Origin of the sequence: Collinsella sp. BA40, assembly GCF_008014645.1 — a bacterium.
Lineage (GTDB): Bacteria > Actinomycetota > Coriobacteriia > Coriobacteriales > Coriobacteriaceae > Collinsella.
This window is the reverse complement of the sequence record NZ_VOWY01000010.1, coordinates 1-25,089: the sequence shown is the minus strand read 5'-3', so window position 1 is coordinate 25,089 and position 25,089 is coordinate 1. Positions and strand designations below refer to the sequence as shown.

Below are 25,089 nucleotides of genomic sequence, written 5' to 3'. Positions count from 1 at the left end.
AGCTGCCAGGGGCCGTTATACTCTCCTGGGTATGCTAGCACAGCGCGCGTCACCGCCCGGCACCGATGTTACTGGACGCCGCCCGGATTCCCAGCCGATGCGGAACCCGGCTCGTCCTCAAGTCCCCGCAGCCCGTTGAGAATCAGGTCGTTAGCGATGCTCGAAACCTCCTCGATGGGGATGGAGCGATCGGACTTGAGCCACGAGCGATAGATGGAGAAGATCCCCGCCATGAGAAACGACAGGTAGAAATCGAGCTGATGTGGCGGAAGCTTGGCCACCTGCAGGTCGCGTTCGATGAGCTTGCGCTTAAAAGGCACGAGGAACCGTGAAAGGAGCTCCTCGGCGGGAATCGAGTTGCGATCCATACAGTGCTGAACGAGCCTGGAATACACAAGGCGGTTGGCGATCTCGAAGAACCGGCGCAGAGCGAGCGAGATCTCTTCGTCCTTAGGCGCATCGCGATACGCTTCCTCCATAGCGTCGAGCAGCTCTTCAACCCGCTCTTCGGCGATGGCATCGAGCAGGCCGTCGATCGTTCCAAAATGGACGTAGAAGGTCTTGCGGTCGATGTTGGCCTCTCGCGCGATAGCCGACACCGTGATCTGTTTGAAGTCGTGGTCTTCGAGCAGGCGATCGAAGGCGTCGATGATCGCCTTACGGCTCCTGAGCACGCGGCGATCGATATGGGTGCCGTTCTTAGGCATATGCGCATCCAATCGAATTTCGGCATACGCCTATTTCAAAGGCGCAGCAGTTCCAACCTGTTTTTCCAAGATACTATTACCCCATTTGTCCGTTAGTCAACTACTGTGAGCTTTCTACACAGGCCGAGCAGCCTTTATGACAGAACTGTCATCGAGAGGACACGGTCAGGTAACCCCAGCTGGCAGTATGCTAATACGCATATTCGGAAGGGGCACCACGCGACTCGGCACCCCTTCCCCGCCAAAGGAGGTGCATGTGAGCATCCTGAGCATCGAACACCTCGGCAAGGTCTACGGATCGGGCGACACCGCCGTACGCGCGCTCGAAGATGTAAGCTTCACGGTCGAGGTGGGCGAGTTCGTCGCCATCGTCGGCTCGTCGGGGTCGGGGAAGTCCACGCTCATGCACCTTATGGGCGGCGTCGACCGGCCCACATCGGGCACGGTCAAGCTGCAAGGGCAGGACATCTTCGCGGGCAGCGACGAGCAGCTTGCAGTCTTCCGTAGGCGCGAAGTCGGCCTCATCTACCAGTTCTACAACCTCATCCCCGTGCTCGACGTCGTAGAGAACATGACGCTTCCCGTTCTTATGGACGGGCGCGAGGTGAACCAGAAGCGCTTGGCCGAGCTCATCGATGCGCTCGGCCTTGCAGGAAAGGAGCGCTACCTTCCCAACCAGCTCTCCGGCGGACAGCAGCAGCGCGTCGCCATCGGGCGTGCCCTCATGAACGCACCCGCCGTCATTCTGGCCGACGAGCCCACGGGCAACCTGGACACGCGCAATTCCGCCCAGATCATGCGGCTGCTGCGCGCGTCCAACCAGCGCTTCAAGCAAACCCTCGTGGTGATCACGCACGACGAGGACATAGCCCTCATGGCCGACCGCGTCATCGCTATCGAGGATGGTCGCATCGTCCGCGATACAAGCAGGCCGCAGCCATGAGCAACGCTCCCACCCCGCAACCGGCACCCATCGGCAGCCGTGGCGGCACGCAGCTGCGCCGCGACGCGCTCGGCAGGTTCGTGCGTCGGTCGCTCCAGCGCAACCCCGCGCGCACCATCGTCGCCATAACGGGTATCGCGCTCTCCTGCGCGCTCATCACCGCGATCTTCACTACAGCGGCCACCCTCTACAGTGGCCTGCTCAACGCAGAGCTCATCGCCCAAGGCGCGTGGCAGGTGCGCATCCACGACATCGATAACGATGTTCTCGAGGACCTTTCGAGCGACGAGCGCGTAACCGACTACTACGACCAGGCAATCTACGGGCATGCGCTGATGCCGCGCAGCTTCGAGGGCTACTGGGGGCGCTACCTCACCTTGGAGCCATGGCCCACCGAAGAGCGCGTGCGGGGCCTAGCCTCGCTCCCCTATATCGCAGAAGGCCGCGCGCCCCAAGCGCCCGGCGAACTCGTGCTGGGACGCGATCTGAAGGGCGCGACCACGGCAGACGGCCAGCATCTCTACAGTCCGCTGCCCTCATCCGGCAGGGACGATGACGTTCCTCGCGCCAACTGGGATGGGCCCATCGCCGTAGGCACCACGATCGAGCTCGCGGTGGGCCAGCGCGTCTACAGCGACGAGCAAAGCGGGGGCACACGGGCCGCGATGGCGCGGGGCGGCACGAAGATGACGCCGTCGCCCGCGGGCGACGTCATAACCGAGTGGCTGGCGGACGCACAGCCCGTGCAGCGCTTCACCGTCGTGGGCTTCTATAGCGGCGACATGGACTATATACCGGATACGTGGTCGAGCAACGCAGGCTACCTGGGATTCGTACAGCCCGATAGCCTGGCGGCCCGGTCGCACGACGTATTGATAACGACGAATATGCGTGCGCGCGACGATATCAGCCGCTTTATGGAAGAGTATTCGAACGACGATGCACGGGAAGCCGAGATTTCGAAGACCGGCATCTCGCCGGCGCCCGCCACCGCAGAGCCCCATGAAGACCTGCTGAAATATCAAGGCATCTACGATGAGGAATCCGTTTGGGGATCGCTCTACGCCCTCGCAGCGCTGTTGGCGCTTATCGTGTCCCTCGCCTCGATCACCCTCATATACAACGCGTTCGCCATCGCGGTGGCCGAGCGCACGCGCGAATACGGGCTGCTCGCCTCGATCGGCGCGAGCGCGCGCCAGATTCGCGCCACCGTATTCACCGAGGCCGTCATCCTCGCAGCCATAGGCATCCCGCTGGGTATCGGACTCGGTATACTGGGCGCCAACTCGGTCCTCTCCTTTGCAAGCGAGGGCGTGAGCGCCCTGGTCGACCAGACGACGCTCCACACGGGCGGAGCGGCCCCGCTCACCGTGAGGCCCGGCCTCTTGATAGCGTCGGCGCTGCTCACCGCCGCCGCCGTGGCGATCAGCGCTGCTTGGCCGGCCCTGCGGGCCGGGCGCGTGCCCGCCATCGAGGCTATCAGGCAGACGCGAGACTATGGGTCGCGCGCACGCAGGCGGAGCACGCGCCGTCGCCGCATGCGCTCGCGCATCGACGAGATGCGCCTGCGGCTCTTCGGCGTACCCGGCCTGCTCGCACACCGAAGCATGACGCGCGGGCCCGCGAAGAGCCGTGCGGGCGTCGTTTCGCTCGCGGTCGCCGTGGCGCTTATCCTCATTTCAGGCTCGCTATCCCAGTACATGGACGAGCTCATGGCCTCCGTCGATCCGGGCTTCGGAGATATCGATATCACACTTGAACGCACCCTCCTGGAATCGGAAACAACCGCGGACGGCATCGACGCGATCGAATCGGCATACCGCTCGCTCGGGTCCGTATCGGGCGCACGGCCCCGCGGGTACAGCATCTACCTGTCGCTCTATGGGCGGATGGAAGCCGGCCTACTCGATCCGGACGATTCGGCAGATACCGATGGGGGCCAGCGCCGGGAAGCGGACGACGGAAGCATATACACACCCGTTACCGCCCTGTTCGTTGACGCAGCCAGCTGGAAGGGCCTGCTGGATGGGAACGGACTGGACCAAGCACGTTACAACGACCCCGCCCACCCCGTGGCGCTCGGGCTCAACGGCACCATGCGCGCACGCGATTCGCGCACCGTCCGACGCGACCCCTTCGAAGACACGGGTTCGTTACAAATATTCACGCATCTACGGGAACATGAAGGCCTCTATTTCACCGATGTGGCGGTAAACCCCAACGGCGAACCATGCGCCTATTACGATCAACTCGATGATACCGCCGCGCATGATGACGAGCCGGCGGAGATCCCGCTCAGCGAAGCGCTCCTCGATTCCGAAGACATACCGATCGGGGCGATCATAACGACGAGCCCCGGCTCTCTGGTTGGAACCGATTACTATTGGCCCACCATCGTCTTGCCCGCAACAGCGCTCCCCGCCCTCGCCGCCGCCTCGGAACATCTCGTAGCCTCCCCCCTTGTCGGCGGCATAGGGACGCCGCTCGCCTTCCACACCGAACCGGGATCCTCGAGCAATTCGATACCGGTCTACCTCGCGTTCGACGTCGAAGATGCACGAGCAGCCGAAGCGGCGATGAGGAACATCATGGCCGGTGAATTGAGCGATGAGGCGTGGCAGCGGACCTGGCTCACCAACAACGCCGAGAACACTCGGACGTCGCGCCTCGCCTACGACACGATCCGCCTCTTCGTCAGCTGCTTTACCGGCATCACGATCGCCATCGCCATCGGCAACGTGTTCAACACGCTGAGCAATTCACTGATCCTGCGACGGCGCGAGTTCGCCATGCTCAAAATCATAGGCATGGACGACCGGGCGTTTTGGCGCATGATAACCCTCGAATGCCTGTCGTACGCGCTGAGGGGTCTGCTGGGAGGCTTGGCCGTAGGGGCAGGCGCGGCCTATTTCTTCTACCGCGTCATAGGAGTGGAAGCTGTAGGAGCTGGCTTCGTCCTGCCCCTCGGCTGGGTGCTTCTAGCCGTCGCGCTCGTGGCCATCGTGCTGGCCGCGTCCACCATGTTCGCCCTGCGGCAGGCAAGATCGGATTCGATCGTAACCACGCTGCGCGAAGAATCGATATAGCCCGTTTCAAACACCCCTTTCATGTCAACTATAAGGAGGACCCATGAGCGACCCCATCAAGCCCCTCAACGATGCCCCTGCATCCAGCAGCGCATCCCCCGTCCCCGCCAGTCCGGACGTGCCGGCCATCCCGCGCCTCGAGGCCAATCCGACCCAGGCGCTACCGCCCCTCATCGACTCGAGCGTCCCCGCGGGCGACGCCCCGGACGACGACATGGCACCCGGTAGCGATGCCGAGGCCTACGCCGCGCTCAAAGCCCGGCGTGCGGAGCGTCGCAAGAAGAAGCTCATCCGCCGCGGTATCGCGGTGGGTACCATCGCAGGCGTCCTCGCGCTGGGCGCGCTCGGCGTCGCCGTATTCGACCCCAAAGACGACGCGGAATCGGGCGTGGTGACCGACTTCGCCATGCGCGGCGACTACGATACCGCCATCGGCGCATCGGGCACGCTGCAACCGCTCTCGAGCACCGTGATCGCCCCCGAGACGGGCGGCACCATCGCCGAGATCCGCGTGGCCGCCGGCCAGGCCGTCAACAAGGGCGACGTCCTCATGGTGATCAGGAACGACGAGCTCGACCGCGCGGTGAAGGAGGCCGAGCGCTCGCTCAACAGCGCGAAGAGCGCCCTCGCCGCCGCTCGGCGAGGTGACGCCGTCGTCGATCCCGAGACGGGCCAGCAGACGACCGCGGTCTCGCAGGATGCCGTAGACGAGGCGACGCTCGCACTCGAGGGCGCACGCGCCGCATACGACGCCGCCGTCGCAGCCGCGGGCGCGCGCACGGTGGTGGCGCCCATAGCCGGAAACGTCGTGGCCATGAACGCGAAGGTGGGCGCCCCCGTAAGCGCCGCCACCGAGAACGGCCAGCCGCTCATGCAGATCGCCGACCTCTCCCAGATGAAGGTGACTATCCAGGTGAGCGAGGAGCAGATCGCCACCGTGGCGAAGGACCAGCAGGCCTCCATCACCTTCCCCGCCTTCGAGGACCTCACCCTCACCGGAAAGGTATCCAACATCGCGTCGACCGCCACCGGCGACGCGTCGGGCATGTACTACGGCGACTCCGGCGCCGTGCAGTTCGCCGTTGACGTCCTCATCGAGGCGCCCGACGCCCGCCTCAAGCCAGGTATGACGGCCAACGTGGACCTTATGACCGAGCATCTGGCAGATGTGGTGATGGTGCCGTCCATCGCCCTTATGAGCGACGACGGCGAGCACTACTACGTGGTGGTGGAAACCGACCCCGAGACTTCCGAGCATACGCGCGTGGACGTTCAGGTGGTGGCGCAAAACGACGACTTCGCCGTGGTGGGCAAGCCCGAGGACGCGCCCGAAGGCGAGAACCCCGACATGGTGCGCTCGCCGCTCACGGGTGACGAGGCGCTCGTCATCTCGGGAGCGATGCTTGACGGCGAGATGGGCGGCGACGCGGTGACCGGCAGCGGAACGGCGGTCCTGAAATGAGGCCGGTCATCGATATCCGCCATATTCACAGGATCTTCGAGTCCGAAGCCGGCCTCGCCCACATCCTGCACGACATCTCGCTCAGCGTGATGCCCGGTGAGTTTCTGGCGATCATCGGCCCCTCGGGCTCGGGCAAGTCAACCCTCATGAACATACTGGGCTGCCTCGACACGCCCACTTCGGGCACGTACCTGCTCGAAGGGATCGATGTGGCGAAGCTCACCGACGACGAGCTGGCCGAGGTTCGGGCAACGCGCATCGGATTCGTGTTCCAAAGCTTCAACCTGCTGCCGCGCATGAGCGTGCTGGACAACGTGATCCTGCCGCTCGCCTACACCGATGTGCCGCGCGCGGACCGCGAACGGCGCGCCGTCCACGCGCTACGCGCCACAGGCCTGCCCGTCGACCACTACGACCACCGCACCAACGAGCTGTCGGGCGGCCAGATGCAGCGCGTCGCCATCGCCCGCGCCCTGGTCAACGACCCCGCTATCATCCTGGCCGACGAGCCCACGGGCAACCTGGACTCGGTCACCGGCCGCATGGTGCTCGATACGTTCCACGCGCTCAAGCGTCAGGGCAAGACCATCGTGTTGATCACCCACGACGCAAGCGTTGCCGCCGAGGCCGACCGCCGCGTAACCATCCGCGACGGACGCCTCTACCGCGAGGCCGCCAGCGCACCCAGCATGAGAGGAGGCACCCTATGAACGCACGCGACCTGATGCGCGAGGCGCTGCGCGCCCTCGAAGCCAACCGCGGCCGCACGCTGTTGACCGTGCTCGGCATCGTGATCGGCATCGCCGCCGTCATCGCCATGACGTCGCTCATCGGCGGCGTCCAGCAGACGCTGCTGAACGGCCTGGGCCTCAACGCGGCGCGCATGGTGCAGATCACCACGTCCAAGCCGCTCACCGACTCCGATATCAACAAGCTCGAAAAGCTCAACGCCTCGATCGACTTTGCCGAGGGCATCGTATCGGGCTTCAGCACCACCAAGATGGATGATCGCGATATCAGCGTATCCGTCACCGGCGGGTCGACCAGGCTTTTCGAACTCACCGGGCAGGTCAAGCTCATCGAGGGCCGGCTTTTCAACGCCCAAGAGGAGGCAAGCGGGGCGCGCGTGCTCATCATCGAACGCGGCGGCGTGAAGACGTACTTCGGCAACCCCGACGCCGACGTGATAGGCAAGCAGATCAAGCTCAACAACGCGAGCTATACCATCGTGGGCGTAGCCGACGCGGCAAGCGGCGGAATGGGCAACGACAACTACATGAACGTGTTCATGCCGGCAAAGACCGTCTCACGCGGGCTATCGTGGCTTCCCCAGGGGTCCTACGACCAGGCGATCGCCTTCGTTCGCGAGGGAACCGACCCCGAAGGCGCTCTTGAGGGAATCAAACAGGCCATCGCCAAAGCTCAAAACGTACCCGACGACGAGATCGAGAACTACATCTGGGTCTACAGCATGAAGGCGCAGATCGATGCGCTGCAGAGCTTCACCACCGCCTTCCAGCTCATCACAGGAGCCGTAGCGGGAATCTCGCTGCTGGTGGGCGGCATCGGCATCATGAACATGATGCTCACCAACGTAACCGAGCGCATCCGCGAGATCGGCGTGCGCCGCGCCCTGGGTGCGCGCGGACGCGACATCACCAACCAGTTCCTTATGGAATCCATCGCAATCTGCATGCTCGGCGGAGTCATAGGCACCATCGTGGGCTACCTGGCCGCCTGGGGCATCGCGTTGGTCGTCACCAACATGGGCATCCTGCAGGCATTGTCTGCCAACGGCGGCTCCGTCACGCTGGCGCCCGCGTTCTCCGTTGGAACCATCGTGCTCGCGGTGGGCATCTCGCTCATCATCGGCGTGCTGTTCGGCTTCTATCCAGCACGGCGGGCAGCCAAGCTCGATCCGGTGGAATGCCTGCGCTACCAGTAGCGCCTTGCAGCGCAAGGAGCTCAAAAGAAGCGACGAGGGATGGATGCGGCACCAAACGGGGTACATACACAAGGTCATCTCTTTAGCACAAGGAGCAATCATGTCCCATTGCCATCTTGATAGGAACCCCGTCTTCTCCGATACCTTCCAACGCAACCTCGATGCCATGGTCGGCCTGCTTGAAGGTGGCGAGAAGAATCCCGGCGCAAAGCTCATCGGCTTCGAGCTCGAGCGCATCCTCGTGGATGCAGCCGATCGCCCGCTCCCCTATGCAGGCGAAAACGGCGTCGCATCCATACTCGGGGCGCTGGCCGCCATGCATCCCGAAGACGAGCGCGTGTACATCGACGGCCACCTACTCGGCCTCGACTACAAACTAGAGGTTGCAGGCGAGCGCATCGGCGTCACCGTGTCGCTTGAGCCGGCGGCCCAGCTCGAGGTGTCCGCCGGACCCGCAACCAACGTGCGCGCCCTCTACCGAGCCGTAGAGGCATTCGATGCGCAGCTCGCCGACGTGCTGAAGGAGCTCGAGATCGACGCGCGCCTCGTTGCGGCGGGATACGACCCGTTCGTAGAAGCGCCCGAAGACCTGGAGCTCATCCCCAAGGAACGCTACCGCGACATGGACGCCTATCTGAGTCGTCATGGCCGCTACGCCCGCGATATGATGCGCTGCAGCGCCTCCACGCAGGTATCGCTCGACTACGAGGACGAAGCGGACGCCATGCGCCTCTACCGCATGGGCACGTTGCTGGGGTCGCTCTTTGCCTTCCTCTTCGACAACGCGCCGGTCTTTCGTGGAAAACCCACGCCCGGCATGGCGCGTTCTCTCATCTGGCACCACGTTGACGTAGATCGCTGCGGCATCGTGCCCGGAGCGCTCACCGGGCTCACCTTCGAACAGTATGCGCTGTGGGTCGCCGGCGTGAAGCCTATCCTGTTCACCGATGAGCAGCACGTCACCAGCTCGACGGGAAGCCGCTATGCCCGCGACATCATGGCCGAGCGCGCGCTTACGCGCAGCGAGCTCTTCCACCTGCTCTCGATGGTCTTCCCCAATGTGCGGCTCAAAGGGTTTTGCGAGTTTCGCGAGATGGATTCGCTGCCACCGCGCCTCGCGGCCGCCTGTACGAGTTTCACCGGCGCCCTCTTCTACGACAAATGCCTTGAAAACAAGCTCGCCGCGCGTCTAAGCGCATGGCTTCCGCGCGGCTTCGAGGGCGTAGACGAGCACGATGCGGTAACGGCCCGCATGCACCTGGAGGAGCACGGCTGGGACGCCGAGATCTTCGGCGCGCCCGTAACCGCCGTAGTGGATGCCCTGGTTGCGATCGCGCGCGAGAACATCGAGCACGACGGCGCCTGCACGGGCCTGGAGGTCCGGGACGGCGCCGAAGCGACCGTACCGGTCGTCCACGGCGACGATGAGGCGCGCTCGTTCGATCTTGAAGGCATCGATATGCTCGACGCCCTCTGGAAGAAGCGTACGCTGCCCCGCAACGTCCTTACGCTCTAGCCCAGAGCCAACCGCAGCGGCGCGCCATTCATCCGGCGCGCCGCTTTTCTAGTGCGGCACGGAGCTGCCAGCACGGTGCGGCGCACCGTAACGAGTTTGGTGACGGTAACGAGCTTGGTGAACGAGCGGCTTCGTTCAAGCGGGCCCGCGAAGAAATCCTGCAAATGAACCGTGCTCGAAATACAAGAAAAATCCCCGGTCAAAGACCGGAGATAAAACTGTTGGTAGCCCGTACCGGATTCGAACCGGTGATCTCCGCCTTGAGAGGGCGGCGTCCTGAACCGCTAGACGAACGGGCCATATATGTAAGGGACTTACGAGTGTCCCGAGAACTCTTGGTAGCCCGTACCGGATTCGAACCGGTGATCTCCGCCTTGAGAGGGCGGCGTCCTGAACCGCTAGACGAACGGGCCGTGAGCACTAGGAGAACAAGCAACTGGCTGGGATGGAGGGAGTCGAACCCCCATTGACGGAACCAGAATCCGCTGTCCTGCCATTAGACGACATCCCAATTGGTTGTTGTCTGCGCTCCTCTGCGCGAGAAAGAATATTACGGGAGTCCCCCCTTCAGTGCAACACTTTTCTTTCGGGAATCCCTATTTTGTGTGCACCTTGTGGATTGCCCAGGTAGATAGCGGTGCGTTCGAACCCCGTTTAAGCTTAGCGAGCGACGGGTCAGAGACAAACTGCTGCAGGTCGATGCTCCGCGTAGCCACGCGCCGCACCAGCGAGGGCGAGTGGGAGACGAAGATCATGCCCATGCCCTCCTCTTCCTGCGTATCGATGAGCGCGCGGACGAGCTGCGCCTGCGTGACGGCATCCAACATGGCCGTCGCCTCGTCGGCAATGAGGTAGCGCGGGGATACCATGAGCGCCCGTACGATGCAGCACCGCATAAGCTCGCCGCCGGACAGCTCCGCGGGAAACCGCGAGAGCCATGCGGCCGATAGCCCGAATCGCTCGCTCAGCAGGTCCCAGCGATCGCCCTCTAGGCCACCCGCCTCGGCAAGGCTGCGACGCATGCGCAGCCGGGGGTCGAACGCCTGCTCGGGATGCTGCCAAAGCAGCTGAACGGCCCTGCAACCAGGCTCTGGGATCCGAAGGCCATCAACACTCACCTCACCGCGCATCGGGGCCATAAATCCACTCAGAACGCGGCAGAGCGTGCTCTTACCAAACCCGGAGGGAGCTAGAAGCGCCAATCGCTCGCCGGGCTCGACGGAAAGGGATAACCCGGATGCCAGCGGGGCCCGGCCCGGGTAGCCGATGGCCACATCGGCAGCGATCAGGCTCATAGCCCCTCCTCCCCTGCGCGCAAATCACGCGCGCAGAAATCGTGCTCGGGTAGCGCGTGCCAGAGCGCACGCGTAAACGGATGACGCAACAATTTCGGGTCGCGGAAGCTCTCCACCGCGGTCTCCTCAACCACCGCGCCGTCGTGAAAGATCGCCACGCGGTCGCTCACGCGCAGGGCGAGCTCGATATCATGCGTGATGAGCAGCACGCCGCCTCCCTCGTTGGCAAACGTGCGCAGGTCGTCAACGGCGCGCACCGCCAGGTCCAGGTCCAGGCCGGGCGTGGGCTCGTCGGCGATGAGCACCCGCGGCTCCTCCATGAGCGCGCACATGAGCAAGACGCGCCGCGCCATGCCGCCGGAAAGCTCATGGGGATACAGCCGCTCAACACCCTCGTCGAGACCATAGCGTGCGAACAGCTCGCGCTGCCGCCGCATGCGGCGGCGCCGGTCCGCCGACCGCTCGATGCGAGAGGACCCGCGTGCGACGCCGCGCACCTGGGCGCCCACGCGCATCAACGGGTCGAGGTTGGTCACGCTCTGGGGCACCATGGCGATAGCGCGCCCACGCAGCTCTTTCAGCGACCGCGCGTCGAGTGCGCGGCCGTCGAACCATATGCGGCCGCGCACCGTGGCGTTCGGTGCGAACCGACCCATGAGGGCGTCTGCGAGGACGGTCTTGCCCGAGCCGCTCGCCCCCACCAGTGCCAGCACCTCGTTGGTATGAACCGAAAGCGAGAGGCCGTGCAACACCTCGACGGGTTCGAGCCGCGCAGAGAAGTAGGGGGCATCGGCATCGTACATATCGAATGACACGGTCAGATCCTCCACCGAGAGCAAATGGTGCTCACCCGGGTGGTGCGACGCAGCCGCATGACTGTGATGGTGATGAAACTGCTCGGAACCATGCGGGCCATGCGCCACGAAAGCGTCTTCCCCCACCCTCATCGCTGCACCTCCGCTCCGCTCGCAAGGCTGCGCAGGCACGCCCCCATGCCGTCGAACAACAGCACGACGATGACCAACGCCGCGCCGGGAAACACGGCGAGCCACCACGACCCGCTCGACAGATAGGACATGGCCTCGGACAGGATCACGCCGATGGCGGGCTGCTCGGGCGACAGGCCGAAACCCAGAAAGGTGATGGAGGCCTCGTGCAGGATGGCATGGGGGAACATGAGCGCGAGCCCCACGATGTACTGGGGCAGCACCGCCGGCACCACATGGTTGAGAACAAGGCGCATGCGGCCCGTGCCGAGCGCTCGCGAGCATGCGAGAAACGGCTCGGCGCGCACCTGCATCATCTCGGCGCGCAAGACGCGCGCCAGACTCGGCCAGTGGGTAAGCGAGATGCCCACCAGCACGCCCAGCGCACCGCGGCCAAGCGCATAGGAGACCAAGATGAGCAGCACGATATGGGGCGCGCTCATGACGACGTCGATGAGCCACTCCACGGCCGCGTCAACAGCCGGACCGCCCACGGCAGCCAGCGCCGCCAGGATAAACGCGATAACCGACGAAACGAGCGCCGATACGAGCCCCAAACCGAGGGAGACGCCGAGTCCGGCGCAGGTCCGCGCCAGCATGTCGCGGCCCATCCAGTCGGTGCCGAACGGATGGGCCAACGAGGGTGCCTGGCTCTTATGGAGGAAATCGACCGTCACAGCGGCGTCGCCGCACAGCGCGCCGGCAGCCCCCACGGCGAGGAGCAGAACCGCCGAGACGCACAGCCCCGCTAGCAGCAGGCGCCTCCGCGACCCGGTGCACGCGCGGCGCGGACGATGATAGATGACCGTGCGGTCGCATACCGCGGTATCGGGATCAGGCATGGCGCACCTCCTTGCGCATACGGGGGTCGAGAAGCAACGCCAGGCCGTCTGCGAGCGCATTTGCAGCGAAGACCAGCATCGCCGACGCCAGCGCTATCCCCACCAACAGCGGCGCATCGCCGCCCAGGCCGGCCGTCACGGCCGCCTGTCCGAGCCCGGGATACGAGAACACCTGCTCGACCAGAATCGAACCGCCGAACAGCTCGCCGATGGACGCCAGATGCAGCGTGATGGCGGGCAGGGCGATGTTTCGCAACCCATGGCGGAACAGGGCGCTCCCCTCGCCCTCGCCGCGGCTCGCGGCGAAGCGCATATAATCGCTTTGAAGCGCGTCGATGCACTTCTCGCGGGTATGCAAGGCCACGGGTGCGATCCCCGTGAGCGAGAGCACGATCGCGGGCAACACAAGGTGATGCAGGCGGCTCAACGCGTCCACGTCCCGGGCCGCCATGCCGATAGGGGCCGCGAACCCGATGGGGAACCACCCCAACCCCACGGCGAAGACCATCAGAAACAGCAGGCCCAGCCAAAACGCCGGTGTAGCCGTGAGCGCGTAGCAGACGGCCTTGATGACGCGATCCACCGCGGTACCCCGCCGCGCGCCGGCGACCAGCCCCAGCGCGAACCCGAGGGCACCCGAAAGCAGCCATGCGACCGCGAGCAAGGCTCCCGAGGAAGCCAGACGCTCCCCCACCACCGTTACTACGGGCGCGTTGAACCGCAGACTGTATCCGAAGTCGCCTCGCAGCGCCCCGGCAAGCCAGCTGCCGAACCTCTCGAGCACGGGCCGGCCCGCACCCCAATACTCGGCCAGCGCAGCGCGTTTCTGGGCGCTCATGGCGAGATAGGCTGCTTGCCCCACGTTGGCCTGCACGGGATCGATAGGCGAAAGCCCAACCAAAACGAACGTGATGATGCTCACAGCGCCCAGGAGCGCCACGAAGCGGAGCGGCAGCCGGAGCCACCATGGCAGACGGGGCACATGCCTCATGCCGTCCCACCCTTTCAGACGAAGGCGCCGCTTTCCGGATGCAGTCCTTCCGGAAAGCGGCACGCAGCTGCTACTTCCACGCCCACGCGTCGACGTTGTTCACGAGCGACCAGCCGTGGCCGTGCGGATGCGGCTTTTGACCGGCAACGTCCAGCCCATCGCGCTTCCAGTACAGATGATCGACGTTGGCCATCCAGCACCACGTCGAAGCGCCCTGCGGCGCCACGCCCTCCTCGCCATCCCACATGGCCTTCTTCCAATACGGATACGACGCCTCCAGGTCGGTCTGGGCCAGCGCCTCGTCAAGGTAGGCATCGACCATCGCGTTCTCGTAGCACGGGTAGTTGCCCCAGCCCGTGGAGTAATGCAGCTCGTACACCTCCACGGGAGCATTGGAACCCCAGCCCCACAGCACGGGGCTCTCGAACTGGTGCAGGTAGATCTCGTCCCAGCTGCTGCCGCGCGGCGCGGCGTCGATACCAAGCTCGTGCAGTTGCTGGCACAACTCGTTGACCATAGCCTGTCGAGAGGAATCATCGGAGGAGTACCACACGTCGAAAGCCGCGCGGACGCCGTCCTTCCAGCGGACGCCGTCGTCATCCAGCTTCCAACCCGCCTCGTCCAGAAGCGCACGCGCCCCATCGCGGTCGAACTCGACAGCCATGTCCTCGCTCGACCACGGCATGCCGTCACCCACGCTGTATGCCACGCGACCGTAGCCGTTGAGCACATGATCGATGATCGCCTGGCGATCGATGCCCATATTGATGGCACGGCGAACGGCGACATCGCAGGTCACGTCGTTGCCCATGGCGTAGGCGATATCGCCTTCGAGCACCTTGGTCCCGCCGGCGGGAACGGTGGGGAGCGAGATACCGCGCGAGTCGACGGTGCGGTACGCCACGAGCTCGTAGCCGTCGACCGTCTGGTCCGAGTGCGTCGGGTAGGTAAAGGCCACGTCGACCTGACCGGAGCGCACGGCGGCCAGCGCCGCATCCTCCTCCATGAATACGACGACGACGCGCTCCATCGAAGGCGCGGGTCCGTAGTAGCGCGGATTTGCCGCGAAGATCACCTGCTGGCCTTTGTCCCACTGCTCCAGCACGTAGCGCCCAGACCCAATAGGGCTGGCTCCATAGCCCTCGCCGTACGACGCCTCGGGGACGATGCCCAGCACGGCGAGCGTATAAAGCAACGCGTTATACGGCTTGGTGAGATGAAGCTCGACGGTATGGTCGCCGGTAGCGACCGCCTCCCTCACCATGGAAAGGTCCGCCTCGGACGTATCGCCGTGAGCCACCGCGTTAACCGTGAACGCCACGTCCTGGGCGCGCAGCGGCTCGCCGTTCGAGAACACGACGTCGTCTCGCAAGTCGAACGTCCACACCATGCCATCTGCGGAGCATACGAACGATCGAGCGAGGTCTCCGGTGATGTTCATCTCGTCATCGGTGGTCACGAGCGTGGACTGGATAAGCGGTTCATGCACGTGCTCGCCGCAACCCCAGGCAACCAGGGGGTCGAAGCCGGCGGCCGGCTCGCAGCTGGCGTTCATGGCCACCGTCACCGTCTTCTTTGAGTCGATCGGGGCGGCCGAGCCGGCGCCCTGCGCATCATCGCGCCCGGCGCAGCCCTCGAGGGAACCAAGTGCCGCCATGCCGCAGGCACCAGCCATAAGACCGAAAACCGCACGACGCGGCACGGGACGGGAAAGAGTGGACGACATATGCGCTCCAATCGTGTTACGAGTTCATTCATTCGTGCTACGCACGGTGTGAACGATGCTACCCCGCTTCATACGTGCAGGCAATAACACATGGTAGCGATATATGTAAAGAGGCGACGGCGCCCTACGCGAGGCCGAGGTACGCCAGAAGCGGCTGCGCTTCGTTACGCACCCGCCCGTCCATAACGGCTTGCAGGGCGCGCTCGAGTAGCTCGCCCAGGCGCGGACCCGGACGAACGCCGGCATCGATAAGATCGCGTCCGCCGATGGCGAGCATCTTCACGCTATAGGCGTCGCCATTGGCTACCAGCTCGCGCACCATCTCGCGCATGCGCTCGATTTCTTCGACGTAATAGAAACACGAGGGAGCTTTGCCCAGGGTATCGGCGCGCTTGAGGTCGAACAGCTCGCCCATAAGACGAGCGACATCGCACCCCGCGCGATCGAACAACTGCATAGCGTGAAGCAAGCTCGTGCGCTCGGGCTCTACCGGCATATCGTGATAGCGTATGAGCGTGCAGGCGTCGCGAACCAGCATGTCGCTCAGGCCCAGACGACGCATGATGGACCGCGCCATCTTCGCCCCCTCCTCCGGATGCCCGTAGAAGTGACCGCGACCGCCCGCATCCTGCGTAAAGCACGCAGGCTTACCAACATCGTGCAGGCACGCCGCCCACATAAGCGAAAGCGATGCTTCGCTATCGGGGTCGCCGCCATCTATGCGGAAGCGGGAAAGCTCGCCGGCGACCGTGAGGGCGCGGGCGATATGCTCGTAGACCGAGAAGGCATGGTAGGGGCTGCACTGATCGAAATCGCGAGCCGCGGCCAACTCGGGGATCGCGGCGCATATCAGCTCCGGATAGCGCAGCATGGCGTCGCCACCGTGACGTGTGGCGAGGATACCGCACATCTCTATGCCGACGCGCTCGTTGGCGACGGCATCCAACAAGGGTGCGCATTCGGCGAGCGCGGCGCACGTGGCGGGCTCTATAGCAAAATCGAGACGGCAGGCAAACCGCACGGCGCGCAGCATGCGCAGGGCGTCTTCGCGAAAACGCACGGCGGGCTCACCGACGGCGCGAATAACACGAGCCTGAATATCACCGCGACCATCGAAGAGGTCGAGCACGCCGCGCTCGGGATGCCAGGCCATGGCATTCACGGTGAAATCACGACGCGCAAGATCCTCGGAAATGGTGCCGGCACGCACCACCTCATCCGGATGGCGGCCGTCGGTGTAGAACCCGTCCAACCGATACGTCGTGACCTCGATGCGCTCGCCTTCGACAACGGCCGTGATGCCGCCGAACTTGATGCCGCTGCGAACGACATCGATATCGGCGGACAGAAGGGCGCGCTCCGATTCCTCCCAGGAGCCCGAGCAGCACATATCGACATCGTGACTCGGTACACCCATGATGGCATCGCGCACCCAGCCACCCACATACCAGGCCTCAAGCCCGGCGCTCTCGAGCGCGCGAAGCACGCGCAGCGAGGCGGCAGACGGGACCACGCCCTCCAGCGAGCACGAATTATCAGAACGATACGCGTTCACAGCCATACCAACTCCTTTAGTAGTTGGTTTAGTATAGCCGCCCAGCGCGAGCCTCGCACACCAGGCGAGGGCAAAGAAAATGGGCCGCCGGATACCCGACGGCCCATGCAAACTCTAACGGCGCGGATACGGCTACAGGAACCGTATCGTATACAGCCTTTACAGACGCGGAAGCTTGCGAACGGCGATGCGCTTGCTGTACTCCTCGACATTGGCGAAATCGCCCAGGCCGACGCTTTCGGCGACGTTGGCACCGGTGGCAAGCGCGAGCTTGAGCGCCTCCTCGACGTTGTCGCGGTCGTCGTACCACTTGTGCAGGAACGCTGCGAGCGTGGAGTCGCCGGCGCATACAGAGGAGACGAGCTTGATGTTGAACTGGCGCTGGGCGTACCAGATATCCTCGCCGTTGGAGAAGTACGCGGAGCCGCGGCTACCCATGGTGAGCAGGACATTCTGGATGCCGATCTCGTGGGCCATGGCGAGCGCGCGACGAGCATCGTCATCGGTATCGATGGTCACGCCGAAGATCTCGCGCATCTCATGATGGTTCGGCTTGATGAGCAGCGGCTTCTTAACAGCCAGCTCCTTCAGCTTGTTGCTGGACAGGTCCAGCACGACGTCGGCGCCACGGGCCTGAGCGTGATCCATAACCTTGTCCAGGAAGTCCTTAGACGCGCGCGGCGGCACGGAGCCGGACACGACGAGGCAATCGAGGTTGCCGGCGGTGTCCAGGATCTTGAAGAGCTCCTGCTCGTGCTGCGGGGTGATGGGCGCACCGGGATTGAGGACGCCGTACTCGTTCTCACCGTCGTTGATGTAGGCGCAGATGCGCGTGATACCGTCGACCCACACCGGTCGGCACAGGCAACCCATGTTCATGGTCTCCTCGACGATGAACTTACCGGTGAAGCCGGCGAAGAAGCCCAGGGCGACGGAGTCGACGCCGAACTTCTTGAACGCGTAAGACACGTCCAGGCCCTTGCCGTTCGGCGTGTAGTTCGCAGAGCCAGAACGGACGTTCTCGCCCGGAACCAGGCCGTTGCAAGAAACGGTCATATCGACTGCAGGATTTGCGGTCAGAGTGTAAAACATATAGCCCCCTTTTTTAGAACGGGCCGATTCCAAGCGATTCGCCGTCAACGGCACGTTCCTAAAATCACATGAATCGAAGCGGCGCCCTAGCGAGCGGCCTCCTCGAGAATCGCCTTGACCTCCTCGGCCGTCGAGCAGGACAGAGCACGCTCGGCAAGCGCGTCGCAGTCGGCCTTGCTCCACTGGGAGATGGTCTTACGAGCGCGCAGGATGCTCGGCGCGGACATGGAGAACTCCTCCAGGCCGAACGAGATCAGCAGCGGCTCGAGCAGCGGATCGGCAGCAGCCTCGCCACACATGCCCACCATGATGCCGGCCTTCACACCGCTCTCGATGATGTTCTTGATCGAGCGCAGAACCGACGGGTAGTACACCTGGTAGAGGTTGGAGATGTGGTCGTTACCGCGGTCGGCGCACATGGTGTAGCCGATGAGGTCGTTGGTGCCGATGGAGAAGAAGTCGGCCTCCTCGGCGAGCTTATCGGCGATGAGGGAGGCAGCCGGGGTCTCCATCATGACGCCGACCTCGATGTTCTCGTCGTACTTCATGCCCTCGGCCTCGAGCTCGGCCTTGCACTCCTCGACGAGCGCCTTGACAGCACGGACCTCCTCGACGCAGGTGACCAGCGGGATCATGATCTTGACGTCGCCGAAGGCGCCGGCGCGCAGCAGGGCGCGGAGCTGGACCTTGTACTGGTCGGCGTTCTCGAGGCAGTAGCGCACGGCGCGGAAGCCCATGAAGGGGTTCTCCTCCTTCTCCATATGGAGGTAGGGGATCTCCTTGTCGCCGCCCACATCGAGCGTACGGATGATGACCGGAGCGCCCTTGAGGGCGGTAGCGACCTTGCGGTAGGCCTGGAACTGCTCCTCCTCGGAAGGAAGCTCGGTGGCATCCATGAACAGGAACTCGGAACGGAACAGGCCGATAGCCTCGGCATCGTGGTCGAGTGCGTTGGCCACGTCGTCCGGGCTACCGATGTTGCAGGCGAGGATCTTCTTGATGCCGTCGGCGGTGACGGTCTCCTTGCCGCGGAAGGCCTCGAGGGCGGCCTTCTCGGCGGCGAACTCCTCGGCCTTGGCCGTGTACTCGGAAAGGACGGCCTCATCGGGATCGGCGATGACGACGCCCTTGGAGCCGTCGACGATGGCGGTCATGCCGTTGCGCAGCGCAGAGCAGCTGTTGGCAACGGAGAGGACTGCGGGAATCTCGAGGGCGCGGGCGATGATGGCGGAGTGGGAGGTACGGCCACCGGTCTCGGTAACGATGCCGGCGACGTGCTCCTTGTCGATGGTAGCCGTCATGGACGGAGTCAGGTCATGAACGACGACCACGGTGTTCTCGGGAAGAACGGAGAGGTCGACGACCTCGACGCCCAGCAGCTCGGCCAGGATGCCGGTGCGGATGTCGGCGATGTCGGCGGCGCGCAGGCGGAACATCTCGTCATCCATGGACAGGAACATGTTCTCGAACATGGTGCTGGTGTCCACGAGGGCCTGCTCGGCGCAGGTGCCACCATCGATGGCCATGTTGATGCCGTCGGTCATGCCCGGATCCTGCGCAAGCACGATGTGGCCGGCCATGATCTCGGCCTCGGCCTCGCCCACGGCGACCTTCATGTGGTCGGCCTGGGCCTGGGTCTTCTCGCAGAAGACGGCGAGCGCGGCCTGGTAGCGCTCCTTCTCAGCAGCGACATCGGTGACCTCATGGGGTTCAAAAGTCAGGTCGGGATCGACGGCCACCATGACGGTGCCGATACCGATGCCCTCAGAAGCGTTGACTCCCTGGTACATTCCCATTTCCTCTCTCCGTGCGGCCCGGCGGGAACCGAACCGCTACAAAAAGCAGGCGTCCACGACCGTAGACGCCTGCGTACATTGCTATGAACTTACTTGTTCAATGGTCAAGCCCGCGGGCGAGTTACTCGCCGAGACCGCTCTTGATGAGCTCGATAGCCTGGGCCAGAGCCTCGGCCTCGTCGGCGCCGTCGCACTTAACCTCGACCTCGGTGCCGCAGGGGATGCCAGCAGCCATGAGAGCCATGGGGCTCTTGCCGTTGACCTCCTTATCGGGGGTGACGACGGTCACGTCGCAGGCGAACTTGCCCATGGTGGACGCGAAGAGACCAGCGGGACGCATGTGCAGACCCTGGGGATTGATGAGGGTGGCCTTCTCAGAAACCATAACTGACTCCTTTTCAACATGCCTTGCGGCGCGATGCCATGGGGCACGATATAAGACGGAATTATTCTACCGCATACAGGGATAAAAACCATGCAGAACACGGGATTAGTCTGCAACGCGATCGCCATTCGAAGCGTTTTCCCAGCTTATGCGCATTCATGTGAGATTCAAATGGCCGCATGGCGCCGCCGAAACACCTAAGGAAAACCCGCAGCACCGCACCCGGACCGGGCTGCTTAAGCCAGGCGATCGTTGACAAGCGCCGCTACAAGTTCGGGCTCGTCCTCAGCCTTCATCGCAGCGCGAAAAGCATCGTCCATAAGGGCTTCGGCCACTTTGGAAAGCACCATGAGATGCGACGTCCCGGCGTTGACCTCGGGGATGAGCAGGGCGATCGCCACGGTGACGGGCAGGTCGTCCATGGTGCCCCAGCCCTCGATGCCCACGGGATCTTTCAGGATAAGAACGGAAGCCTCGCACACCGATGGGCTTTTCGCATGAGGCACCGCGAACCCGTCGACCATGCCCGTATCGCCCTCGACCTCGCGCGCGATAAACGCTCGATAGAGCTCGTCGGCATCGGTTGCCAACCCCAGGTCCACGGCGACGCGGGCAAGATGCAGGAGCGCGTTATCGCGCGTGGCCAAACCCTCGGCGGAAATCACCTGGTGCGCCTTGACGAACTCGCAAGCAGGCGCCACGGCAGACTGCCCCTCCACTTCCGAAGGCCCGGCCCCATCGCCGCGCCGCTGCCCGTCATGCATCGTAAAGAACCCCACGCCTGACCCTCGATTCATTGCTCGTAAACTTCGTCGCCAAGATTATGAACTGAAAAAATATAGCACGCTCGGATATCGGGCGGCCACTTCGGCGCATCCATCGATTCGTTTTTGTCCCGACGCCCCGCTTTCGTCTATAATCACACCTACGCGCCGTTAGCTCAGCTGGATAGAGCAGGGGACTTCTAATCCCAAGGCCGTAGGTTCGAATCCTATACGGCGCACCAGAGATTGAAACGCCCGAATCACGTGCAGGTTCGGGCGTTTTTCTTGCTCGTACAGGATTCGGACCGGGAGGTCGCGAGCGTTTCCAAGCGAGCGTGCCGAGGCGTCTGTCGCCCATGGAGCATCTTCGAGTACAATACCCCGAATAGTCGAGACCCTCGCCGCGCACTGCGCCGCGGAACTCGAACAAGGAGCCTATTCTCAAGGAGACTTCCGTGACACATCAAGAGCATCCATCGACTACCCTATCGAGGCGCGCGCTGCTTGCAAGCGCCGGCGCCCTCGGCGCCATCGCGGCAGCGCCCAAGGCAGCGCAGGCGTCCGAGACCTCGAGTGCCCACGTCCATCTCGCCTCATTCGAGGAATACGTAGCTTGGGCCAACGAAAACTATCAACCCGACCCGCTGGGTCATATGGGCTCTGACGCCGCGACGCTCGCCTTTCGTGGATGGCGCGACCACCAATGGAAGGAAACCGCCGAAGGCAAAACGTTCATCGACGGAAATGGACGCGTATTCGCCTCCCCCGCCGTCAAGGTGATCGATGTATCCGAACACCAGCGGACCATCGACTGGGATGCCGTCAAGCGCTCCGGCGTGGACGCCGCGATCCTGCGCTGCGGTTACGGCATCGGCAACGAGGACGCATCGTTCGCGCGCAACCTTCGTGAATGCGAGCGTATCGGCATGCCCTACGGCGTCTACCTCTTCAGCTACGCCTACGATGCCGACTTCGCCGCGAAAGAGGGCGGGTGGACGGCGGAGCTTCTCAAGCGCTACGACGCAAAACCAACGCTTCCCGTTTATTACGACCTTGAAACTTGGACCTGGACGGGCCACAAGCCGCCCTCGGACACAAAGACCTACGAGGCTATCGTGGACGCCTACTTCAACGCCATGGACACAGCGGGCTTCGCAAACGTCTCCATCTACAGCTACGCAGGCCTCCTGCTGAAGGGCGCCCTGAAAAGCCCCGCTATATGGAAGCGGACGAGCTGGGTAGCGCAATACGCCGCGGAGCTCGAGTTTGATTTCAAGATGTATGCTTCCGACTTCCATGGGTGGCAATACACCGATATGGGCGTCGTGGACGGCATCTCGGGCTCCGTTGACATCAATGCGTTCACGCCCTTCAACCTGTATGGCTTCAACGACGTCACACCTGCAACGCCCCATCACGAGGACATCGGTTGGCTGAAAAAACAGGGCATCACGACGGGGTTCCCCGACGGATCTTTCCGCGGCGAGGCAAACGTTACGCGCCAGGATATGGCGGCGCTGCTCTACCGGACCGCCGGGAAACCCGCCTACGCGCCCAGCAAGGCGGACCTCGAGCGGTTCGCCGACATCACGCCCGCGACGCCGCATTTCAAAGAGATCTGCTGGCTGGGCTCGGAGGGCATCGCACAGGGATGGACCGATCGCACCTATCGAGGATTGAACACGGTAGCGCGCCAGGATATGGCGGCCTTCCTCTATCGTCTCGCAGGCTCGCCGAGCTTCGCGCCAGGTACCGACGACGTCCACCGCTTCGCCGATGTCACTTCCGCGACACCTCACGCCCGGGAAATCTGGTGGCTTGCCGGCACGGGCGTCACCGAGGGATTCCACGACGGCACGTTCCGCGGACTCGCTCCCGTCACCCGTCAGGATATGGCCGCGTTCCTGCATAGGCTGAGCACGTATCTCGGCGGGGTGTTCCCACGGTAGACGGAACAACGCGGAACCCGCGCCCCCTGCAATCGACAAGGACGCCGAGCACAGAAGCCCGCTGGCCATGGGACGGTGGGCTTCTGTGCAAGCGGCCGCGGCTTCGATCAGATGCGACGCGGAACTATCGTTCTCTAGGGCCGGCTACCACGCGGGAAGTAAATCGTAATCGGACATACGGTGCAGGAAGGCCGCCATATCACAGCGAGTAACGATGACGTACGGACGGAATTCCTTGACACCGCCACCTAGGTCCCAGCCCGTCGACACGCCAGTGGAAGCGAGCCACAGAATCTCACGCACGTGCGGCGTGTAGCTGTTCACATCGCTAAAAGCCTGCCGCTCCTCATAGGAGGGATAGAAGGCGGGCTTGCCGGCAAGGCGAAATAGGAAAGCAGCCATATCGGCTCGGGCAACCTCGGCATACGGGCGAAACTCGGCGTAGCCGCCCATATCCCAACCAGCGGATATGCCGGTGGAAGCGAGCCACCAGATCTCCTTGGCATGCGGCGTGTTCCAGGTAACATCCCTGAATTTCTGTATATCCTGCTTCGAGGGCGTATAGGCGGGCTCGCCAACGAGGCGGTACAGGAAGGCGGCCATATCGGCTCGGGCAACGTTGACATAGGGGCGGAACTCGCGACCACCGGGCACATCCCAGCCCTTGCTTACGCCGTTCTGGGCCAGCCACAGAATGTGGGCCTCATGCGGCGTGCTCCAGTTGACGTCGATAAAAGGGCTCTCCTGCTCGCTGTAGCCAACCGTGTAGGACTCGCCGCCGGCGCGCCAGTCGTCGGTAACCACGCCGATGTAATACGTTCCAGCAGGCAGCATACCGCAATCAAGAGCTACGGCACGGTGGTTTTCGATCGGCTCCCCCACATCTTCCACCCGCGCGAGCAGCTTTTTGCCGTTCTGGTCGAGCGATTGCGTCAATACGTTCCCGTTCCGGTCTTCGAGCGCGAGCATGGTGTTCTGGGGGCCGTTGAGCTCGAGCTTGATATGGCTGGGACGGACAAGCGTGAACGCATAGTAATCGAGGTCCCGATGGGCGTGCTGGGTATTGGCGAGCGCGTAGTTGAACAGGAAGCCAAAGCCGCGACGACGCGCATCAAGATGAGTCGCAACAGCGGCATTTCCGTTTGATTCGAATTCGAATACGTGGCCGTCGGCATAGGTGTCATAATCCTGGACCACGTTGTAGCCCAGTGAGAAATGGCCTGGTTTATCAGCCGAGGTAAACGCATCGATCGTATAGCTACCCGCAGGCAACGAGATGTGCGACAAGCCCAAAGACGATGCGAATTCCGCAGAGCCCAGCACGCAACCGTGGCCCTGGACGTCATTGATCGAAAATGTAGCCAGCCCTCCCTGAATATCGATAGAACCAAAGAAGCTGATAACGGTGGGCCGCGAGAGGGAGAACGTAAACTTGGTTAAAACCGTTTCGGGATCACTGATCTTTACCGACTGAGGAGAGCCCGCGACAAGCGGAATCGAATCCACCGCACGCCTTGGCTGCGCGAAAGGCTGGTTGAAGCCAGAAGCCGAAAACGACTGCGCGGCCTCATCCACCGCAGCGGCATATTCAGTCGCTATACCCGATCCCAGCGTTGACGTTTTGGATGATCCTTCTAACAGGGATGGCTTTACCTTGGCATAGGCCTGGCAAATCGACGATGTGCCACTTGATGAAAACTCGCCAGCCTGTGCAAAGGCACCCGCCGGCACCATCAGGCCGGCAGCCAGAGATGCCATGGCTCCCGCAAAAACCAGGGCGCGAACAGAACACGTACGCATGCTTCCCCTTCCCATGGATGACGCTACGAAACTGTATACCTGTAAGCTTATCTCATTTCTCCACGTTTGCACGGACTCGAAGATCAACGGGGTATTTGCAATTGTTAATGACGGGGCAACGAAACTCCATCAGGATACGGGACAGGATGGCGCAGCGGATGCATCTGCCAGCGCTACGTCCGAACAGAAGGGGGGTGTCTCTATGGTTTTGTCAACCATGGCCGCCCTCGTTTTTCAGCATGGTCCATC

At 63.3% G+C, this 25,089-nt stretch carries 19 protein-coding genes and 4 tRNA genes; 8 read left to right on the top strand and 15 right to left on the bottom strand.

Annotation, left to right across the window (positions count from 1 at the left end; genetic code table 11):
* Positions 1-68 precede the first annotated feature (68 nt).
* Positions 69-707, bottom strand: a complete 639-nt coding sequence (locus tag E4J93_RS04040; protein ID WP_147588197.1) for a TetR/AcrR family transcriptional regulator — start codon at positions 705-707, stop codon at positions 69-71.
* A gap of 256 nt (positions 708-963) precedes the next feature.
* Here E4J93_RS04040 and E4J93_RS04035 point away from each other — a divergent pair, with 256 nt between their 5' ends.
* The 6 genes from E4J93_RS04035 (at position 964) to E4J93_RS04010 (ending at position 9,659) form a co-directional block, all read left to right on the top strand.
* Positions 964-1,650 (top strand): ABC transporter ATP-binding protein, encoded by a 687-nt coding sequence (locus E4J93_RS04035; protein WP_147588196.1) that lies wholly within the window; start codon positions 964-966, stop codon positions 1,648-1,650.
* Entirely contained in the window at positions 1,647-4,736 is a 3,090-nt protein-coding gene (locus E4J93_RS04030; RefSeq protein ID WP_147588195.1) for an FtsX-like permease family protein, read from the top strand. The genes E4J93_RS04035 and E4J93_RS04030 overlap by 4 nt, the downstream gene beginning before the upstream one ends.
* Before the next feature lie 43 nt (positions 4,737-4,779).
* Entirely contained in the window at positions 4,780-6,198 is a 1,419-nt protein-coding gene (locus tag E4J93_RS04025) for an efflux RND transporter periplasmic adaptor subunit (RefSeq protein ID WP_147588194.1), read from the top strand.
* Positions 6,195-6,908 carry an ABC transporter ATP-binding protein gene (locus E4J93_RS04020; RefSeq protein WP_147588193.1) on the top strand — a complete coding sequence of 238 codons (714 nt, stop codon included), beginning with the start codon at positions 6,195-6,197 and terminating at the stop codon, positions 6,906-6,908. The genes E4J93_RS04025 and E4J93_RS04020 overlap by 4 nt, the downstream gene beginning before the upstream one ends.
* Positions 6,905-8,143 carry an ABC transporter permease gene (locus E4J93_RS04015; protein WP_147588192.1) on the top strand — a complete coding sequence of 413 codons (1,239 nt, stop codon included), beginning with the start codon at positions 6,905-6,907 and terminating at the stop codon, positions 8,141-8,143. The genes E4J93_RS04020 and E4J93_RS04015 overlap by 4 nt, the downstream gene beginning before the upstream one ends.
* A gap of 100 nt (positions 8,144-8,243) precedes the next feature.
* The gene (locus E4J93_RS04010; protein WP_147588191.1) at positions 8,244-9,659 is read left to right on the top strand and encodes a glutamate-cysteine ligase family protein; all 1,416 of its coding nucleotides are present in this window, start codon (positions 8,244-8,246) and stop codon (positions 9,657-9,659) included.
* Between the two features lie 222 nt (positions 9,660-9,881).
* Here E4J93_RS04010 and E4J93_RS04005 read toward each other — a convergent pair.
* The 13 genes from E4J93_RS04005 to E4J93_RS03945 form a co-directional block, all read right to left on the bottom strand.
* Positions 9,882-9,958 (bottom strand) — tRNA-Glu (locus E4J93_RS04005).
* 37 nt (positions 9,959-9,995) lie between these two features.
* Positions 9,996-10,072: transfer RNA gene (locus tag E4J93_RS04000), tRNA-Glu, on the bottom strand.
* 24 nt (positions 10,073-10,096) lie between these two features.
* A tRNA-Gln gene (locus E4J93_RS03995) sits at positions 10,097-10,170 on the bottom strand.
* Between the two features lie 85 nt (positions 10,171-10,255).
* Entirely contained in the window at positions 10,256-10,954 is a 699-nt protein-coding gene (locus E4J93_RS03990; RefSeq protein ID WP_147588190.1) for an ABC transporter ATP-binding protein, read from the bottom strand.
* Entirely contained in the window at positions 10,951-11,769 is an 819-nt protein-coding gene (locus E4J93_RS03985; protein ID WP_255431910.1) for an ATP-binding cassette domain-containing protein, read from the bottom strand. Before E4J93_RS03985 ends, E4J93_RS03990 begins: the two co-directional genes overlap by 4 nt.
* A gap of 128 nt (positions 11,770-11,897) precedes the next feature.
* On the bottom strand, positions 11,898-12,782 hold the full coding sequence (locus E4J93_RS03980; RefSeq protein ID WP_147588188.1) for an ABC transporter permease: 885 nt from the start codon (positions 12,780-12,782) through the stop codon (positions 11,898-11,900).
* A complete protein-coding gene (locus E4J93_RS03975) occupies positions 12,775-13,773 on the bottom strand; it encodes an ABC transporter permease (protein WP_147588187.1) in 999 nt (332 codons plus the stop codon). Before E4J93_RS03975 ends, E4J93_RS03980 begins: the two co-directional genes overlap by 8 nt.
* Positions 13,774-13,843: 70 nt before the next feature.
* Entirely contained in the window at positions 13,844-15,499 is a 1,656-nt protein-coding gene (locus tag E4J93_RS03970) for an ABC transporter substrate-binding protein (RefSeq protein WP_255431909.1), read from the bottom strand.
* 124 nt (positions 15,500-15,623) lie between these two features.
* Positions 15,624-17,060 carry a CCA tRNA nucleotidyltransferase gene (locus tag E4J93_RS03965; RefSeq protein WP_147588186.1) on the bottom strand — a complete coding sequence of 479 codons (1,437 nt, stop codon included), beginning with the start codon at positions 17,058-17,060 and terminating at the stop codon, positions 15,624-15,626.
* A 153-nt stretch (positions 17,061-17,213) separates the two neighbouring features.
* Positions 17,214-18,146, bottom strand: coding sequence for a 1-phosphofructokinase family hexose kinase (locus tag E4J93_RS03960; RefSeq protein ID WP_147588185.1), 933 nt, complete (start codon positions 18,144-18,146; stop codon positions 17,214-17,216).
* Positions 18,147-18,232: 86 nt separating this feature from the next.
* Positions 18,233-19,936, bottom strand: a complete 1,704-nt coding sequence (ptsP, locus tag E4J93_RS03955) for a phosphoenolpyruvate--protein phosphotransferase (protein ID WP_147588384.1) — start codon at positions 19,934-19,936, stop codon at positions 18,233-18,235.
* A gap of 127 nt (positions 19,937-20,063) precedes the next feature.
* Entirely contained in the window at positions 20,064-20,327 is a 264-nt protein-coding gene (locus E4J93_RS03950) for an HPr family phosphocarrier protein (RefSeq protein WP_147588184.1), read from the bottom strand.
* Positions 20,328-20,563: 236 nt separating this feature from the next.
* Entirely contained in the window at positions 20,564-21,028 is a 465-nt protein-coding gene (locus E4J93_RS03945; RefSeq protein ID WP_255431908.1) for a PTS sugar transporter subunit IIA, read from the bottom strand.
* A gap of 228 nt (positions 21,029-21,256) precedes the next feature.
* Here E4J93_RS03945 and E4J93_RS03940 point away from each other — a divergent pair.
* A tRNA-Arg gene (locus E4J93_RS03940) sits at positions 21,257-21,333 on the top strand.
* Positions 21,334-21,546: 213 nt separating this feature from the next.
* Complete coding sequence (locus E4J93_RS03935; protein WP_147588182.1) at positions 21,547-23,040, top strand: S-layer homology domain-containing protein; 1,494 nt, start codon at positions 21,547-21,549, stop codon at positions 23,038-23,040.
* 144 nt (positions 23,041-23,184) lie between these two features.
* Here the strand turns inward: E4J93_RS03935 and E4J93_RS03930 are convergent, their stop codons facing one another.
* Positions 23,185-24,798, bottom strand: a complete 1,614-nt coding sequence (locus E4J93_RS03930) for an S-layer homology domain-containing protein (protein ID WP_187231597.1) — start codon at positions 24,796-24,798, stop codon at positions 23,185-23,187.
* Between the last annotated feature and the right edge of the window lie 291 nt (positions 24,799-25,089).

What these genes read in the sequence shown, in the direction of transcription:
- E4J93_RS04040 (WP_147588197.1), bottom strand. Translation starts at nt 707, where the DNA reads ATGCCTAAGAACGGCACCCATATCGATCGCCGCGTGCTCAGGAGCCGT.
- E4J93_RS04030 (WP_147588195.1), top strand. Translation starts at nt 1,647, where the DNA reads ATGAGCAACGCTCCCACCCCGCAACCGGCACCCATCGGCAGCCGTGGC.
- E4J93_RS04025 (WP_147588194.1), top strand. Translation starts at nt 4,780, where the DNA reads ATGAGCGACCCCATCAAGCCCCTCAACGATGCCCCTGCATCCAGCAGC.
- E4J93_RS04020 (WP_147588193.1), top strand. Translation starts at nt 6,195, where the DNA reads ATGAGGCCGGTCATCGATATCCGCCATATTCACAGGATCTTCGAGTCC.
- E4J93_RS04015 (WP_147588192.1), top strand. Translation starts at nt 6,905, where the DNA reads ATGAACGCACGCGACCTGATGCGCGAGGCGCTGCGCGCCCTCGAAGCC.
- E4J93_RS04010 (WP_147588191.1), top strand. Translation starts at nt 8,244, where the DNA reads ATGTCCCATTGCCATCTTGATAGGAACCCCGTCTTCTCCGATACCTTC.
- E4J93_RS03990 (WP_147588190.1), bottom strand. Translation starts at nt 10,954, where the DNA reads ATGAGCCTGATCGCTGCCGATGTGGCCATCGGCTACCCGGGCCGGGCC.
- E4J93_RS03980 (WP_147588188.1), bottom strand. Translation starts at nt 12,782, where the DNA reads ATGCCTGATCCCGATACCGCGGTATGCGACCGCACGGTCATCTATCAT.
- E4J93_RS03975 (WP_147588187.1), bottom strand. Translation starts at nt 13,773, where the DNA reads ATGAGGCATGTGCCCCGTCTGCCATGGTGGCTCCGGCTGCCGCTCCGC.
- E4J93_RS03970 (WP_255431909.1), bottom strand. Translation starts at nt 15,499, where the DNA reads ATGTCGTCCACTCTTTCCCGTCCCGTGCCGCGTCGTGCGGTTTTCGGT.
- E4J93_RS03965 (WP_147588186.1), bottom strand. Translation starts at nt 17,060, where the DNA reads ATGGCTGTGAACGCGTATCGTTCTGATAATTCGTGCTCGCTGGAGGGC.
- E4J93_RS03960 (WP_147588185.1), bottom strand. Translation starts at nt 18,146, where the DNA reads ATGTTTTACACTCTGACCGCAAATCCTGCAGTCGATATGACCGTTTCT.
- ptsP (WP_147588384.1), bottom strand. Translation starts at nt 19,936, where the DNA reads ATGTACCAGGGAGTCAACGCTTCTGAGGGCATCGGTATCGGCACCGTC.
- E4J93_RS03950 (WP_147588184.1), bottom strand. Translation starts at nt 20,327, where the DNA reads ATGGTTTCTGAGAAGGCCACCCTCATCAATCCCCAGGGTCTGCACATG.
- E4J93_RS03930 (WP_187231597.1), bottom strand. Translation starts at nt 24,798, where the DNA reads ATGGCATCTCTGGCTGCCGGCCTGATGGTGCCGGCGGGTGCCTTTGCA.